Source organism: Acinetobacter lwoffii, assembly GCF_024129435.1.
GTDB classification, from domain to species: domain Bacteria; phylum Pseudomonadota; class Gammaproteobacteria; order Pseudomonadales; family Moraxellaceae; genus Acinetobacter; species Acinetobacter lwoffii_F.
The window spans coordinates 1-16,553 of record NZ_JAMXXN010000035.1 but is presented as its reverse complement, the minus strand read 5'-3'; the positions used below and the strand labels follow the sequence as shown (position 1 = coordinate 16,553).

Sequence of the window (16,553 nt, the reverse complement as noted above, 5' to 3'; positions counted from 1 at the left end):
AATATTAATTCCTTAAAGAGTAATGATTGAGCCAATTGGTAGTTCAGGTTGAGTAGATGCGAGTTTATTTATCAATGGTTGACCAAACTCTTTCATTTCAATTTCAAATTCATCACCAATTTCAGCTTTCATACCGTCTGCAAAAGACAGTGTGGCTGTTCCGAAATAATGAATATGGACATCCCCAGGCTTGAGGAACTGTTGGTATTTGAAATGGTGATATTCAAGATTAGTCAGGCTATGACACATATTGTCTTCACCTGAAAGAAACTCTTTTTCCCAGATCACTTCACCATTACGTTTCAGCCGGCTTTTACCTACCAAATGTTTAGGCAGATCTCCCGTTCTTAATTCCGGACCATAACTGCAAAAACGTAATTTTGAATGTGCAAGATATAAATAATTACGGCGTTCCATCACATGATCTGAATATTCATTGCCTAGTGCAAAACCAATACGATACGGTTTTAAATCCGGGCCAATCACATATAAACCGGCAATCTCAGGTTCTTCACCACCATCTTCAGCAAAAGGAGGCAATGGTAATTCTTTCCCAGGACGTACAACAATTGAGCCATCCCCTTTATAAAACCATTCTGGTTGTGCTCCTACTTGACCCTCTATAGGTTTGCCTTTTTCTAGTCCCCATTGAAACATACGCATGGTATCTGTCATCGAAGCCGGATCATTCAGGTTTTGTTGATGCATCTTGTCGCGTGCGGATGCTGATCCTAAATGGGTTAATCCTGTTCCTGAAATAAAACAATGTGCTGCATCAGGATGATCCAATGGTGGCAAAACCTGGTGATTTTCTAACAGCTCAGCATAGTTATAATGTTGTTCTGCAAAACCTAATACCTCAACTTGCTTTTCAAGCGAAAGACCTTTTTCGATTGCTAACAATGCAAGCTCACGTACAGTAGTCACTCTATTAACCTGAAATACCTGATTGTTTTCTACGACACCTATTGCACGCTGATTAGAATGATCTTCAAACTGAATAATATTCATGCTGCTATCCTTTAGCATTTTCACTAATGTTCATTGTTTTAGATTTTTGGGTCTCAAATTTTGCATAGACGAAATATGTCAAAATCAAACCAAAAATCATGACGATTGTTAAAAAGTACAAACCTGAAGCCATGTTGCCGGTGTATTGCTTCAATAAGCCAATTCCAAAAGGACCGATATAGCCACCCAAATTTCCAACTGAGTTAATAAGAGCAATACCTGCTGCTGCGCTGGCACCTGTCAAGAAGCGTCCAGGAAGTGTCCAAAATACGGCTGTGGTAGAAAATAGACAGAATGCAACAACAGAAAGAGCGATCAATTGCATAACAGGAGAAGTTAGCCATGCACTAAAGAACATGCCACAAGCACCTAAGGCATATAAGAAGCTCAGGTGTCCATAACGGTCATTTAACTTATCTGTACTGCGGGGAATAATAAGTAAACCAATAATCCCGAATACATAAGGAATACTTGAGAGAAAGCCTACTTGTAAATCTGAACCACCACTAAACTGCTTGATAATGGTGGGTAACCAGAGATTTAAGCCATAAATGCTTAAAGTGACGGGTAGATAATACAAAGCAAGAGTCAATACACGCTTATCTTTTAAAGCATGAAGCGGATTTCCATGACGTGTTTGATCATATTCAGCTTCATCTTTAATCAGCTCATTACTCAACCAAGTTTTTTGTTCATTACTCAGCCACTTAACACTATTAATTTTTTCTGGAAGATAGAGAAGTGTTGGCCAGGCAAGTAAGACTGCTGGTAAACCTACTACAATAAATAACCACTGCCAGCCATGCATATTGGCGATACCGTCCATGCCCAATAATGCACCTGCCAAAGGTCCGGCTACCATCATGGCAATCGGCTGAGAAAGAATAAACATCCCCATGATTTTTCCACGATGGCGCACTGGATACCATTGGGTGATTAGATATAGTACTCCCGGAAAGAAGCCAGCTTCAGCGACACCGAGTAAAAATCTGAGGATATAAAAACTGTAAGGTCCTTGAATGAGTGCCATTGCCATGGTGATTAGCCCCCATGTAAGCAGAATTCGTGCGAACCACTTTCTTGCGCCAAACTTGTCTAAGAGTAGATTACTTGGAACCTCAAATAAGAAATAACCAATAAAGAATAAACCTGCACCTAATCCATAAGCCGCATCACCTATTCCTACATCTGCACCCATATGTAAATGGGCAAAACCGACTGCTGCACGATCAATATAAGCAACTAAATATAAGACCACTAAAGCGGGGATTAGCTTAAATGTTACCTTCCTGATGACATCCTTCTCGAATTCCATATTCGACTCCATTTTCCATTTCTAGTTTTAGCTTCATGCTGAAGGAGGAATTTACCAGAATAAAATATAGTATTACTATTTAAATTGTAAACCCTTTTAAAAGGATTTTATTTACTGTATTTTAGTTTTAATGTTTTTAATAGTAATACTATATAGGGATATAGAAATGTCTAACAAACAACCTTTACGCTCAGCTGCATGGTTTGGGACAACCGATAAAAATGGATTTATGTATCGTAGTTGGATGAAAAATCAGGGGATTCCAGATCACGAGTTTGACGGACGACCAATTATTGGTATTTGTAATACCTGGTCAGAACTCACACCTTGTAATGCACATTTCCGTAAAATTGCTGAGCATGTCAAAAAAGGTGTTTTAGAAGCTGGCGGCTTTCCGGTTGAGTTCCCGGTTTTCTCCAATGGAGAATCTAACTTACGCCCTACTGCGATGCTTACCCGTAACTTAGCCAGTATGGATGTAGAGGAAGCAATTCGTGGTAATCCCATCGACGGCGTTGTCTTGTTAACAGGTTGTGATAAAACGACTCCTGCTTTGCTCATGGGTGCTGCAAGTTGTGACGTTCCTGCAATTGTGGTGACAGGCGGTCCTATGCTGAATGGCAAACATAAGGGTAAAGATATCGGTGCGGGTACTATCGTCTGGCAGATGCATGAGGAATTAAAAGCAGGAAAAATTGATTTAAATGAATTTTTATCAGCTGAATCTGGTATGTCACGTTCAGCAGGAACCTGTAATACCATGGGCACAGCTTCTACAATGGCATGTATGGCAGAAGCTTTAGGGACCTCATTACCCCATAATGCGGCAATCCCTGCGGTAGATTCTCGCCGTTATGTATTGGCGCATTTATCTGGTATGCGTATTGTAGATATGGTGAAAGAAGATCTGCGTCTTTCTAAAATTTTAACTAAAGAAGCTTTTGAAAATGCTATCAAAGTTAATGCTGCAATTGGCGGTTCAACCAATGCTGTTATTCATCTGAAAGCAATTGCTGGCCGAATTGGGGTTGATCTGGAACTGGATGACTGGAACCGTGTGGGTCGCGGTATGCCCACAATTGTTGATTTGCAGCCCTCAGGGCGCTTCCTGATGGAAGAATTTTATTATAGTGGTGGATTGCCAGCAGTATTACGTCGTATGGGTGAAAATAATCTACTTCCCCATCCTCAAGCATTAACCGTCAATGGTCAATCGATCTGGGAAAATTGCCAAAACTCCCCTATCTACAATGATGAAGTGATTCGTCAAATTGATAACCCACTTCGTAATGATGGTGGGATGTGTATTCTTAAAGGTAATTTGGCACCAAAAGGCGCTGTATTGAAACCGTCTGCGGCCTCCCCGGAATTAATGAAACATCGTGGACGTGCTGTAGTCTTTGAAAACTTTGATGACTATAAGGCACGTATCGTTGATCCAGATCTTGATGTAGACGAAACCTGTGTCTTGGTACTCAAGAATGCCGGTCCAAAAGGTTATCCAGGCATGGCAGAAGTCGGAAATATGGGATTACCTCCAAAAATTCTGGCAAAAGGAATTACCGACATGGTTCGTATTTCTGATGCACGAATGAGTGGTACTGCATATGGCACGGTAGTCTTGCATGTTGCACCAGAAGCTATGGCCTGTGGTCCTTTGGCCGCTGTTCAAAATGGTGACTATATTGAACTCGATGCTTATGCCGGAAAATTACACCTGGATATTTCTGATGAAGAATTGCAGCAACGTTTAGCTAATTTACCAGAACCACCAAGACCAAGCTTTATTGGGGGCTATCGTCAGCTCTATGTAGATCATGTACTTCAGGCAGATCAAGGCTGTGACTTTGATTTTCTGGTAGGTTGCCGAGGCTCTGAAGTACCCCGACATTCACATTAAGTGCCTAAAATTTAGATGATCTTGTGAAATCATAAGGTCATCTATACCATAATGAGATCATAAATGGTCAATTGTAAAATATGAGTAATGCCGACTATAAAAATCCTGTTCCAAGTAAAAGCCAACATGCTCTTATTGTTCAGCAATTAGGTCTAAAAATAGTATCTGGCGAAATACCGGAAAATGCAAAATTGCCTTCAGAGGCAGAGTTATGTGAAGAATTTCAAGTCAGTCGACCGGTATTTCGTGAAGCTATTCGTGTTCTGAATGCCAAAGGTCTGACCTATTCTCGACCTAAAATTGGTACGGTTGTTCGCCCTAAAGATGAATGGCATTTACTTGATCCGGATATTTTATACTGGCTTATACAATCCACCCCTGAAAATGAATTTTTTAAAACTTTATCTACTGTACGTCGTGTATTAGAACCGGAATTGGCTTATATCGCAGCAAGTACGGCGACAGAGGAAGATATAGCACGCATTAAAAAAGCGTATGCAGGGATGGAACAGGCAGAAAGTATTGAAGAGTTTATCCAGCCGGATATTGACTTTCATCTTTCAATTGCCAAAGCAACTCATAATGATTTATTGGCATATATGTCAAAAATGCTGGTTTTACCTTTGCAGCAGTCAATCCAGGTTACCAGTTTAAGACCGAATTTACAGAACCATTCATTGCCTCGGCATAAAGCAATTTTAACTGCAATTGAAAATAAAGACCCTCTTTCTGCACGTCATGCCTCGCTGGTGCAGTTAGAGGATACTAAAATGGCATATGATTTGATTAAAAAATAAGTCATATGCAGTACCACTATGTAGATATTAAAGATTTATGAATACCGTAAAAGTTACCTGTGTTGAAAAAGGCGTATTACTGAATAAAGCATTTCAATTTAATTTCCCTGTTGAATACACTGAATATGAGCAGTTAAGTCAGCAACAGTTTTATGATCAGATCCATGATCAGGATGTGCTCATCATCAGTGACCTGAAAGTTGATGAACAGATTCTGAACAATAATCCGAACTTAAAATTACTGGCACTTTGTTCCACAGGTTACGATCATGTAGATGTCGATTTATTAAAGTCTAGAAATATCAAAATCTGCAATATTCGTGGTTATGCTGGCGATGCAGTGGCTGAACATGCATTTGTCCTGATGATGAACCTGATCAAAAATTTCGACTCCCAAGTTAAGGCTGTTCGAGATGGGACCTGGTCAAATAGTCCAGTATCTTTCTATCTTGCAGCGCCCATCCGTGAACTCAAAAATAAAAATCTGGTCATTGTAGGTAAGGGCGAAATCGGTCAGTCGCTTGCAGAAAAAGCCCAGGCATTTGGTATGAAAGTTACCTTCAGTGAACGCAAGAATGCCACGACCTGTCGTGAAGGATATGTTCCATTTTCACAGGCAATACAGCTTGCTGATGTGCTGTCCTTGCACTGTGATTTGAATGATGAAACCCGTTTTATGATTGATCGGACTGTACTCAGTCAAATGAAGAAAGATAGCATTTTGATTAATGTAGGCCGTGGCGGTTTGGTTCATAGTGAGGATGTTGCAGAAGCATTAATGAATCAGCAGATTGCAGGTTTTGGTGCAGATGTGCTGGACCAGGAACCTCCTGCAGCAGATCATCCCTTGTTAAAACTCAAGCATCCAAATGTCATGATTACAGCGCATATTGCTTGGGCTACTGATGAAGCTCAAGAACGACTGTTCTCTATTTTGGAGAGTAATGTGAACCAGAATATTTTAGGTCATGATCAAAATCTGGTTTAGTTCAATTTATAAAAGAGAGTATTAAATAAAAAATTAATATAAAAAATAGGACGGTTCATTATTACGATGCCCGTCCTATTCATTTAGCTGGATGAAACCCACCTTAAAGCCAAATCCTTTAACTCAAATATAAAAATGGATAAGACTGTAGCACCCTCAATCCATGAGGAAACTACAGTCGAACTTTATGGAATTAGTCAGGAATTAAACAGGTTTTAAATGATCTTTCTTGTCCAGATAGCCCAAGATAACTTGCAGCAACACACCAATCAATGCACAGACTGACATTAAAATAAAGCAAAGTGTATAACCGGTTGCATTATGCCATCCTCCAAAATTCGTCAGTAATGAACCCATGAGAATGGGGGCAATCGCTCCTCCCACATAAAGGGCCACGGTAATGATACTGTTCGCTGTACCCATGGCATCTTGCTCGGCATAATCTGATGCTGTGGCATAATAAATTGGCCAGATTGCATTGGCAGAGAAACCAAAAATTAATTGAATAATAATGACAGAAATTACACCTTGGGTTAAACAGAAACTGGCAATACCAACAGCCATCCAGATTCCACAAAGAATGAGTGTCTTACGACGTCCAATTTTATCGGACAAAGAAGGCCAGAAAATTTGCCCCATAATTCCTGTAATTGTAAATACGGCACTTAAACCTGCCGCTTTAGCAAGATCTAGTCCCACAATATTATAAAGATATGCAGGAAAAATAGTCAGGAAACCAAGATATACAATGTGTGTAATTAAGGTACTACCCGCCGTAAATAAAATACCGCGTGACTTTAAAGTTCTTTTTAAGGAACCTTTTTTCGCGGCAGCTGGATTTAAGGATTTGGTTTCTAAACATGGATTATCTGTCGGTGGAGTAAATCCTCGATCTATGCATGCATCATGAAACTCATCATAGCGTTTCTTGTTTGAATAAATAGCCCAGAATGTTAATACCGGTACTGAAATCATGATGCCGAGATAAAATGCATAACGCCAGTTTTCAGGACCAAAATAATAAATAATTGATGCCATTACTACCCCACTCAGCATTGCACCAACGGGATAACCAGCATGGTGGGCACCGATTGCAAAGCCTCGGTGCTCTTTAGGCCACCATTCTGCGGTATTACTCACCCCGATGGGTTCAGCTACCCCACAACCAATGGACACTAATATCCGCAAGATAACAAACTTATAGAAAGTATTACTAAATGACATGATGCCAGAAAGTAAGGACAGAAAAGTAAATCCGACAATCAAAGGCCACTGGAACATAGCACGTTTCCAGCCCGGTGCTTTTAAATCACAATAAGCACTGACCGGAATACTGAGTAAGGCTAGAGATACAGTAATGGCGGCAATGGTATAGCCCCACTCTGTGGGTGTAAGAGAGAACTCTTCACAAATCATGACTGCCGCGCGGAATATGAGTTCACGATCATATGCAATAACCAGCCAGATTAACCAGCAAACAACAAGAGACACCCATGAATGCCGATGAACTTTTTTTAAACTCATTCTCTTTCCCTATTTATTAACCATCTGAAAATGGTTAATTCCATCCATTCTTATTCTGAATAATTTTATTTAGTAGAGAATTTCTCTATTTAATAAAATATAAAAAAATATAGTTCTATCGATTTTGAAATTCCAATTACATTTTCCCAGCATTCGATAACTCAGTCCTATCGCTATATATTTTATTTTACAAGACATTGATTTAAAAATAGATATTAAAATAAAGAAAATATTTTAGGATTAAAAATAATATATTTAAAATAAAAAAACTGGCTATTTAAAAGCCAGTTTTAAACACTATCAAGAGATATAGTTATATCTCTATATTATTAAGCCTTTTTAACTCACGAATTAATCCTGAATGGTCTAAGGCTCCATCGCCATGATGGACCATATCTGAATAGAGCTGATCTACCAATTCCGCTACCGGCAACTTTAATTTTAATTTCTGCGCATAATTTATAGCCGTATGAGTATCTTTTAACTGAGTACTGGCTGCGCCTCCTGGTTTAAAGTTTTGACTTAACATACGTTCACCATGCTGTTGCAAAATAGGAGAGTCAGCAAATCCACCAGTTAATGCCTGCTTTACTTTATACGGATCAGCTCCGCCTTGCTGAGCAAAGAGTAAACCTTCTGCCACGGTAGCAATCGTACTCGCCACAATCATCTGGTTAACCAGTTTGGCGAGCTCTCCACATCCGGCAGTGCCCACCAAGACTGCTCTGCCCATAGAATTTAGAACTTTTTGGGCTTCAGTAAAGGTATCTTCCTCACCACCCACCATAATAGCTAGAGTCGCATTTTGTGCACCTTTCTCACCACCTGAAACAGGTGCATCTAGGTATCTTAATCCTAAGGATAAACATCGTTCATTTTGATATTTTGCAGTTTCTACCGGGATTGAACTCATGACAATCACAATACTATTTTTCTTTAGTTCAGAGATCGCTCCATCTTTTTGGAACAGGACTTCATCACAAGTTTTTCCATCACTCAGCATTACAATAAGAAGATCAACATCTCTTCCAACTTCCGATAGCTGATGACAGACTTGTGCGCCCGCCTCTTCTAATGTTTTCAATTTAGAAATTGTTCTATTCCAAACCTGAACCTGGTGACCATCCTTGATTAAGTTCATAACCATGGGTGTGCCCATAATACCGGTTCCCACGAATCCAATCCTTGCCATGTTTTATACTCCTTGATTGGGTTGGGCTTTCAGGTTTAATTTTTCTTTTTCTATCTGTTTGCCATTTAATCGCGCGAGTACCAATAACCCGATCCCGCCAATCGCAACAAATCCAGCGATGACTAGAAATGCAGTAGTATAGGTACCAGTCGTGGTATATAAGTACCCTGTTAAATATGGCCCTGTAAATCCACTTAAATTACCCACAGAGTTAATCAGTCCAATACCAGCGGCGGCACCTACTCCCGTCAATGTCTGACCTGGAAGGGTCCAGAAAATATTAATCGCACTAAATACACCAATGGCAAGGAAAATAAACCCAACAATAATAGCCCAGGGCTGGTTGACAATTAGTGCGATTGCAATTGCACTTGCCGCCATAAGAGCTGCACAAGCACCATGCTTATGACGTTCCTGTTTACGATCCGAGCGTCGGCTCCATAAAATCATGCCTACAGCAGCGAATGCATAAGGAATAGCTGTTAAGAGTCCGTTTTGAATTAAACTAATTTCCATGCCAAACGTGTTACGGAATGACTCCAGCACACTTGGTAAAAAGAAGAACATGGCATTCGAACCAGAAGTAATGCCAAAATAAACAATGGCCATAATCCATACCAATGGATTTTTAAACACTTGTTTAATAAGCGCTGACTTAGTTAAATGAGAGTCAGCAGCTTCAGTTTTTTCAAGTTCTTCTCTCTCTAAAGTTCTCATTAACCATTGACGCTGTTCTGTAGTGAGCCACTGAGCTTCTTTAGGCGTATTGGTTAAGTATTTCAGACAAATGATACCTAGAATGATCGATGGAATGCCCTCAAGCACATACATCATGCGCCAGCCTTCATACCCTATTGTATCGCCCCATTGCATCAGTCCAACTGAAATAGGTGCGCCAACAATCTGGGCAATTGGGAGACCTAAATAAAATGTGGCAAATACACGTGCACGATATCGCGCTGGAAACCACAAAGTAAGATAGAAAATCACACCAGGAAAAAAGCCAGCTTCTGCAATACCGAGTAAAAAACGAAGAACGATAAACTGGGTTCCATTTTGGATAAAGCCCATTAAGGCAGCAATGATTCCCCAAGTAATCATAATACGCGCGATCCAGATTCTGGCACCGAAGCGATGTAGCAGTACATTACTCGGAACTTCGGCAATAAAATAACCAAGAAAAAAAATACCAGCACCTAAGCCAAATATCGTTTGAGTAATGCCAATTGCATCATTCATATGCAAAGCGGCAAAACCGATATTTGTTCTGTCTAAAAATGCCATTACAAACAGAATAATAAGAAAAGGAATAATTCTTTTTGAAATACGTTTAATGGTTTGCTCTTCTAAAGCAGATTTAGCTTGAATATCTTCCATAATACTGCCTCACTTTAATTAGCTATCTCAGCTATTAATTCCTGGGTATCTTCAATATGCGCCTCGATGACGCTTTCAAAATTCTTATCCGCTTTGAAACCGAGTGATTCAGCATATTCAGCTTTAACTCGCACTGGCCAACTTTTCACAATACGTTGAATGGTTTTATCTTCTTGCCACTGCACGAGATTTACCGCAGATTTTCCTGCAATTTTTTCTAGGGCTTCCAGCATTTGCTGAACGGTCACCGTTAAACCAGGTAATGGAATAATGCGCTGATCGGATAACTGATCGGGAGAAATAACCGCTGCATGAATCATTGAGTCAACACAGCGACGTGGAGAGGTGATAAATACTGGCGTATCAGCCTGGACAGGACAAACCGCGGGCTCACCTTTGAGCGGTTCACGAATGATCGAACTAAAAAATGTTGAAGCAGCTTTATTGGGCTTACCTGGACGAACAACAATTGTAGGTAAACGTAATACTCGCCCATCAATGAAGCCTTTACGTGAGTAGTCTGAAACAAGTAATTCGCCTACCGCTTTTTGCATGCCATAGGACGATTTAGGTGTGACGACCGTGTCATCTGTAACTACTTCTGGTAATGCACCTCCAAATACAGCACAACCGCTGGCAAAAATAAATCGGGGTTTGATCCCGTGCTGTCTTACCGATTCAAGTAAGGTCAACAAACCATACAAATTGACTTCCATACCTAGGTCAAAATCAGCTTCCGCGGCTGAACTTACCACAGCAGCTAAATGCCAAATGACATCTACATTTTTAGTAATTTCTAATACCTGTTTTTTATCAGTAATATCACCGATCACAACCTGAATTTTTGGATCTTCAGGAATGTCCTCTCCTGCAAAAGCATCGAATAATATGATTTTTTCTACGGATTGAGCAGCTTGTCCATCTAGTGTGATAGTCCCTAATTCCAAGATTTTTCTAGCTATCTGTTTGCCTATAAAACCAGTTCCACCAGTAATAAGTATATTCATAGGTAATCCTTCCCTAATTTATGAATCAGACGATTTACATCGTAGATGACTCAAATTAAGGAGGATGATTAATAATTACCAATGAATTATTCCTCAATATCGATAACTTTTTAATATCAATATAAATGCGTAATTCAATAGAAATTTATATTGAAAGACTTATATACCTAATTTTTATTATTTTTTATTTCAGAATATCGCTACTTTAGGTTTAATAACTTCTGTTTATCAAAGATTGATATTTAATCATTAGTAATTTTTTAAACTAAATTATAATTTACTTAGAAAGTATATTATTTTTCAATAAATTGAATGCCTATTAAATAGAGATAATCTTTCAGGATAACGTAAATGGAAATTAAAGTATTTGTTGATGTTAAGACACGTTTAGGTGAAGTACCGACATGGGATCCTGTTCGTCAACGATTATTTTGGGTAGATATATTTGACGGTCGTTTGTTTTCCTGTGATGAACAAGGTAAAGACCTGAAAGCTTGGGAAACCCTTCAAAAGATTGGATCTTACGCATTACGTGAAAATCATAATGGAGCAATTGTTGCTTTAGAAAATGGGCTGCATAGCCTAGATTTTGATACTGGCGATTTAGACTTTATTGATCACCCTGAACCAGATATGCCTTTTAATCGTCTGAACGATGGAGGTGTAGACCGACAAGGTCGTTTTGTTTTTGGATCGATGAACCGTATGGAAGAAGATAAAACCGCCTCTTTATATCGTTTAAATACAGATATGACGGTTCAGAAACTAGAAGAAAATATCAATACTTCAAATGGGATATGCTGGAATCCAAAAGGTGATAAGTTCTACTTTACAGATACCTGGCAAGGTGAAATCTGGTCATACGATTATGACAGTGCAGATACCGGTTTAACGAATAAACAGGTTTTTTGCAAAATCGATACGCAAGATGGCGGCTCAGCAGACGGATCAACTGTAGATAGTGAAGGTTATGTCTGGAGTGCGAAAGTATATTCAGGGAAATTGGTACGTTATGCGCCTGATGGCAGTATAGATCGAATCATTGAAATGCCGGTTAAAAAAGTGACCAGTCTGGCGTTTGGGGGTAAAGATTTAGATGTGCTCTTTGTTACCTCTATGTCTCAACCTCCGCTACCACGTTTTCCTGGAGACAATCAGTTGCGTGGTAGTGTATTTGCCATTTATGGATTAGGGATCCAAGGTGTCGCCGAAACATATTTCAAAGGTTAAATGCCATTTAATCACTTGGCTGATTTAATTAGCCAAGTGATATTTATAGCTAATTCTGCTTAGCCTTTCCTAATAAAATTTCTATAAATGTTTGTGCAATTTCTGAAATTGGTTCGTTTTTCCTCGTCAAAATACCGTAATCCTGGGCATCTAAAATCAACTCGGTTTCTATAATGCAAAGTTTCCCGTCTTTCACCTGTTGAGCGACCATTGCTTCAGGCAGCATAGCGACCATGGGAGCAGTTTGTATAATCTGTAAGAAAGTTTGCATGGACATGGTATTGACCGTATTCAAAGGGACTTTAACATTTGCGCGCATAAATGCCGCTTCCATACGTTCACGAATTGGTGTTCCTTTAGGGTAAACCACCCAAGGCCAATCCATGAGTTCGTTCAATTTACAAAATTTCTTTTGAGCATAGGGATGCTCATGATTAACCACAATACAAAAAGGCTCAGGTCCTAAGGGCTTAAAATCAAAAAATTGCTGTTGTGTTGCCTGGGTAAATCGGCCAACCGCTAAATCCAGTGTATGTTCACTAAGCATTTCCATTAAATGATCACTGGTCTGTTCAACAACATCAATGGAGAGTAATGGCCATTTCTTTTTAATCTCAATCACAGAATTTGGAATGACAGACGCGGTTGCAGCAAAAATTCCACCTACTTTAAGAAATCCATGTCCACCTAGTCTCAGCATTTCAATATCTTCAACAAAATGTTTGGCATCATTCAGGACCCGCTGTGCATAACAAATCACATGCTGCCCCAATGCTGTTACAGGCATACTTCTCGGTAAGCGTTCAAAAATAGTAAAACCCAGCATATTTTCAATTTCTTTCAGCATTTTACTGATCGCAGGCTGACTTAAATTCATCTGTTCAGCTGCTAAATGCATATTTTTAGTTCTTGCCAAAGTCTCTAATAAAACCAAGTGCCTATATTTGAACCAATTATTGAAACTCGAATAATTTAAGTCTGCCATTTAGAAATCCTTTTACCAATAACTACAGGTTATTAATTATTAAATTATTACCATTGGTATTTATTAGAAAGGAATTTTACGATGATTTCAATTATAAATAGAGTTGCTTTACATGAAATTTACATTAAATTCAGCCAATTCATTGCCAGTGGATGGTACACAAGGATGCTTAATTGGGCGAGCATGGGTACCACATAAAGTTGCTGGTCCATCGCCAGTGATTTTGAAAGGTAATCAGGTTTTTGATATTTCTAGTCATTTCAATACGATCTCCGAATTATTAGAAACTGATTCCCCGATCTCGGCTCTTGCTAAAATTGAAGGTCAATTGATTGGGAATATTGATGAAATTTTTGCAAATACTTTGCCTGAGCCAGATCCAAGTAAAGCTTATTTTTTAGCACCTATTGATCTGCAAGTGATTAAAGCTGCAGGAGTAACTTTTGCTGCAAGTATGCTGGAGCGCGTAATTGAAGAACAGGCTGCAGGAGATGCGGATAAAGCGCAACACATTCGGGAAATCGTACAGGGAGTGATTGGAGACAGTCTTAAATCTATTCAGCCTGGCTCTGTAAAAGCACTTGAATTAAAAAAATACTTAATTGAACAAAATATGTGGTCTCAATATCTTGAAGTTGGGATTGGCAGTGATGCAGAAATATTCACTAAAGCTCCTGTTCTAGCAGCCGTAGGAACAGGTCAAAATATTGGTATTCATCCAAAATCAGAGTGGAATAATCCTGAACCTGAAGTGGTTCTGGTTGCAAATAGCCAAGGTAAAATTTTAGGTGCGACTTTAGGTAATGATGTCAATCTGCGTGATTTCGAGGGACGTAGTGCCCTTTTATTGAGCAAAGCTAAGGATAACAATGCCTCATGCGCAATTGGTCCTTTCATCCGCTTATTTGATCAAACTTTTAGTTTGGATGATATCCGCTCATGTGAGGTAGAACTCAAAATTGAAGGAACGGATCATTTTGTCTTGAATGGTTTGAGTTCCATGTCTCAAATTAGTCGTGATCCAGAAGATTTAATTCAACAGACTTTAAATGAAAATCATCAGTATCCGGACGGATTTGTACTATTTTTAGGAACATTATTTGCCCCTACCCAAGATCGAGAAAAACCTGGAGCGGGCTTTACCCACAAAGTTGATGATGTCGTACGGATTCATACTCCTAAACTAGGCACTCTTTACAATATTGTAACGACCAGCGACAGAGCATCACCTTGGAATTTCGGCATCAACTCATTGATGCAAAATTTAAAGCAGCGTGAATTACTATAGTTTTCACATATTATCCCTAGGTTGAATGGTATTCCTAAATGATTAGCTTTAGGGTTGGTCTCTACCTTTCAAATAAATAACTGCTTCCCATATTGCTCATTTGCATAATATTAAAGTTAAGGATCTGGAAATGAATAATCAAAGTAAACGGATTTTTTTACGTAGCCAGGAATGGTTTGATGATCCAGAACATGCAGATATGACAGCTTTGTATGTTGAACGATATATGAATTATGGTTTGACACGTGATGAGCTTCAGTCCGGTCGACCAATTATTGGTATTGCACAGACAGGCAGTGATTTAACTCCTTGTAATCGTCACCACAAAGAATTAGCAGAACGCGTTAAGGCCGGTATTCGTGATGCCGGTGGTATTCCTATGGAATTTCCAGTTCATCCAATTGCAGAACAATCACGCCGTCCTACTGCCGCGCTTGACCGCAATTTAGCCTATTTAGGTTTAGTGGAAATTCTCCATGGCTACCCGCTTGATGGCGTGGTCCTGACCACTGGTTGCGACAAAACCACACCTGCCTGCCTCATGGCAGCAGCCACTACCGATTTACCGGCTATTGTTCTTTCAGGTGGACCTATGCTGGATGGCCACTATAAAGGTGATTTAATCGGATCAGGTACAGTGATCTGGCATGCACGAAATTTACTGGCTTCTGGTGAAATTGATTATGAAGGGTTTATGGAAATGACCACTTCAGCATCTCCATCAGTTGGGCATTGCAATACCATGGGCACGGCACTTTCCATGAATGCCTTGGCTGAAGCCTTAGGTATGTCTCTACCGACGTGTGCCAGTATTCCTGCACCTTATCGTGAGCGTGGTCAAATGGCTTATGCGACCGGTAAACGCATCTGTGAAATGGTTCTTGAGGATTTAAGACCCTCAAAAATTATGACCAAAAAATCCTTTGAGAATGCGATTGCTGTTGCCTCTGCTTTAGGGGCTTCTAGCAACTGTCCTCCGCATTTAATCGCTATAGCACGTCATATGGGAATAGAACTTACATTAGATGATTGGCAACGTGTAGGTGAAAATATTCCACTTCTTGTGAACTGTATGCCTGCTGGAAAATATCTGGGTGAAGGTTTTCACCGTGCCGGTGGTGTACCAGCAGTGATGTATGAATTACAAAAAGCAGGCGTACTTCATGAAGATTGTGCAACAGTGAGCGGCAAGACTATAGGTGAAATTGCCAAGCAATCTAAAACTTCAAACGCTGATGTAATTTATCCCTTTCAAGAGCCGCTTAAACATGGCGCCGGATTTATTGTACTCAGTGGTAATTTCTTTGACAGTGCGATTATGAAAATGTCTGTTGTGGGAGAGGCTTTTAGGAAAACCTATTTGTCTAATCCACAGGATGAAAATAGCTTTGAAGCTCGAGCGATTGTCTTTGAAGGGCCAGAAGACTATCACGCCCGTATTAACGACCCCGATCTTAATATTGATGAAAACTGCATCTTAGTCATTCGTGGTGCAGGTACAGTCGGTTATCCAGGTAGTGCTGAAGTCGTAAACATGGCACCTCCTACAGAGCTGATCAAAAAAGGCATCGATTCTTTACCTTGTTTAGGTGATGGTCGTCAAAGTGGAACATCAGCCAGCCCTTCCATTTTAAATATGTCACCTGAGGCAGCTATTGGTGGTGGGATTGCATTGCTCAAGACCAATGACCGCTTAAGAATTGATTTAAATAAACGTTCTGTAAATGTACTTGTTTCTGATGAGGAATTAGAACGCCGCCGTCAACAATGGAAACCTGACTACCCTGCATCTCAAACACCATGGCAAGAAATGTATCGCAAGTTAGTAGGACAACTTTCTACAGGTGGATGTCTGGAACCAGCAACCTTATATATGCGTGTCATTAATGACAAAAACTTGCCCCGACATTCTCATTAAATCGAATCTAGGACTAATCAG

Annotated in this window: 13 protein-coding genes; 6 read left to right on the top strand and 7 right to left on the bottom strand. The window is 39.7% G+C overall.

All coding sequences use genetic code 11. The features are described from left to right. Positions 1–12: 12 nt before the first annotated feature. Both araD1 and NI455_RS14185 read right to left on the bottom strand, forming a co-directional pair. The gene (gene araD1 / locus NI455_RS14190; RefSeq protein ID WP_219309958.1) at positions 13–1,011 is read right to left on the bottom strand and encodes an AraD1 family protein; all 999 of its coding nucleotides are present in this window, start codon (positions 1,009–1,011) and stop codon (positions 13–15) included. Positions 1,012–1,015: 4 nt separating this feature from the next. Continuing rightward, on the bottom strand, positions 1,016–2,326 hold the full coding sequence (locus NI455_RS14185; RefSeq protein WP_219309960.1) for an MFS transporter: 1,311 nt from the start codon (positions 2,324–2,326) through the stop codon (positions 1,016–1,018). Between the two features lie 166 nt (positions 2,327–2,492). On the opposite strand from NI455_RS14185, the gene NI455_RS14180 reads away from it, so the two are divergent. From NI455_RS14180 to NI455_RS14170, 3 genes are all read left to right on the top strand, one after another. Then, a complete protein-coding gene (locus NI455_RS14180; RefSeq protein WP_104426519.1) occupies positions 2,493–4,226 on the top strand; it encodes an IlvD/Edd family dehydratase in 1,734 nt (577 codons plus the stop codon). Positions 4,227–4,306: 80 nt separating this feature from the next. After that, entirely contained in the window at positions 4,307–5,023 is a 717-nt protein-coding gene (locus NI455_RS14175; protein WP_067763287.1) for a FadR/GntR family transcriptional regulator, read from the top strand. Between the two features lie 37 nt (positions 5,024–5,060). Beyond that, a complete protein-coding gene (locus tag NI455_RS14170; protein ID WP_253114756.1) occupies positions 5,061–6,011 on the top strand; it encodes an NAD(P)-dependent oxidoreductase in 951 nt (316 codons plus the stop codon). A 204-nt stretch (positions 6,012–6,215) separates the two neighbouring features. Here NI455_RS14170 and NI455_RS14165 read toward each other — a convergent pair whose 3' ends face one another. The 4 genes from NI455_RS14165 to denD form a co-directional block, all read right to left on the bottom strand. Beyond that, positions 6,216–7,535 (bottom strand): MFS transporter, encoded by a 1,320-nt coding sequence (locus NI455_RS14165; RefSeq protein ID WP_253114754.1) that lies wholly within the window; start codon positions 7,533–7,535, stop codon positions 6,216–6,218. Positions 7,536–7,848: 313 nt separating this feature from the next. Beyond that, positions 7,849–8,727, bottom strand: a complete 879-nt coding sequence (locus tag NI455_RS14160; RefSeq protein ID WP_253114752.1) for an NAD(P)-dependent oxidoreductase — start codon at positions 8,725–8,727, stop codon at positions 7,849–7,851. 3 nt (positions 8,728–8,730) lie between these two features. Continuing rightward, positions 8,731–10,104, bottom strand: a complete 1,374-nt coding sequence (locus NI455_RS14155) for an MFS transporter (RefSeq protein WP_253114750.1) — start codon at positions 10,102–10,104, stop codon at positions 8,731–8,733. Positions 10,105–10,118: 14 nt separating this feature from the next. After that, positions 10,119–11,111: a D-erythronate dehydrogenase gene (gene denD / locus NI455_RS14150; RefSeq protein WP_253114747.1), complete on the bottom strand. Its 993-nt coding sequence runs from the start codon at positions 11,109–11,111 to the stop codon at positions 10,119–10,121. Between the two features lie 351 nt (positions 11,112–11,462). On the opposite strand from denD, the gene NI455_RS14145 reads away from it, so the two are divergent. Beyond that, complete coding sequence (locus tag NI455_RS14145; RefSeq protein ID WP_067763276.1) at positions 11,463–12,341, top strand: SMP-30/gluconolactonase/LRE family protein; 879 nt, start codon at positions 11,463–11,465, stop codon at positions 12,339–12,341. Between the two features lie 49 nt (positions 12,342–12,390). Here the strand turns inward: NI455_RS14145 and NI455_RS14140 are convergent, their stop codons facing one another. Then, on the bottom strand, positions 12,391–13,326 hold the full coding sequence (locus NI455_RS14140) for a LysR family transcriptional regulator (protein ID WP_067763274.1): 936 nt from the start codon (positions 13,324–13,326) through the stop codon (positions 12,391–12,393). 112 nt (positions 13,327–13,438) lie between these two features. Between NI455_RS14140 and NI455_RS14135 the strand changes: the two genes are divergently transcribed. After that, positions 13,439–14,614, top strand: coding sequence for a fumarylacetoacetate hydrolase family protein (locus tag NI455_RS14135; RefSeq protein WP_067763272.1), 1,176 nt, complete (start codon positions 13,439–13,441; stop codon positions 14,612–14,614). Between the two features lie 130 nt (positions 14,615–14,744). Beyond that, complete coding sequence (locus NI455_RS14130; protein WP_067763270.1) at positions 14,745–16,532, top strand: IlvD/Edd family dehydratase; 1,788 nt, start codon at positions 14,745–14,747, stop codon at positions 16,530–16,532. The last annotated feature ends 21 nt before the right edge of the window (positions 16,533–16,553 follow it).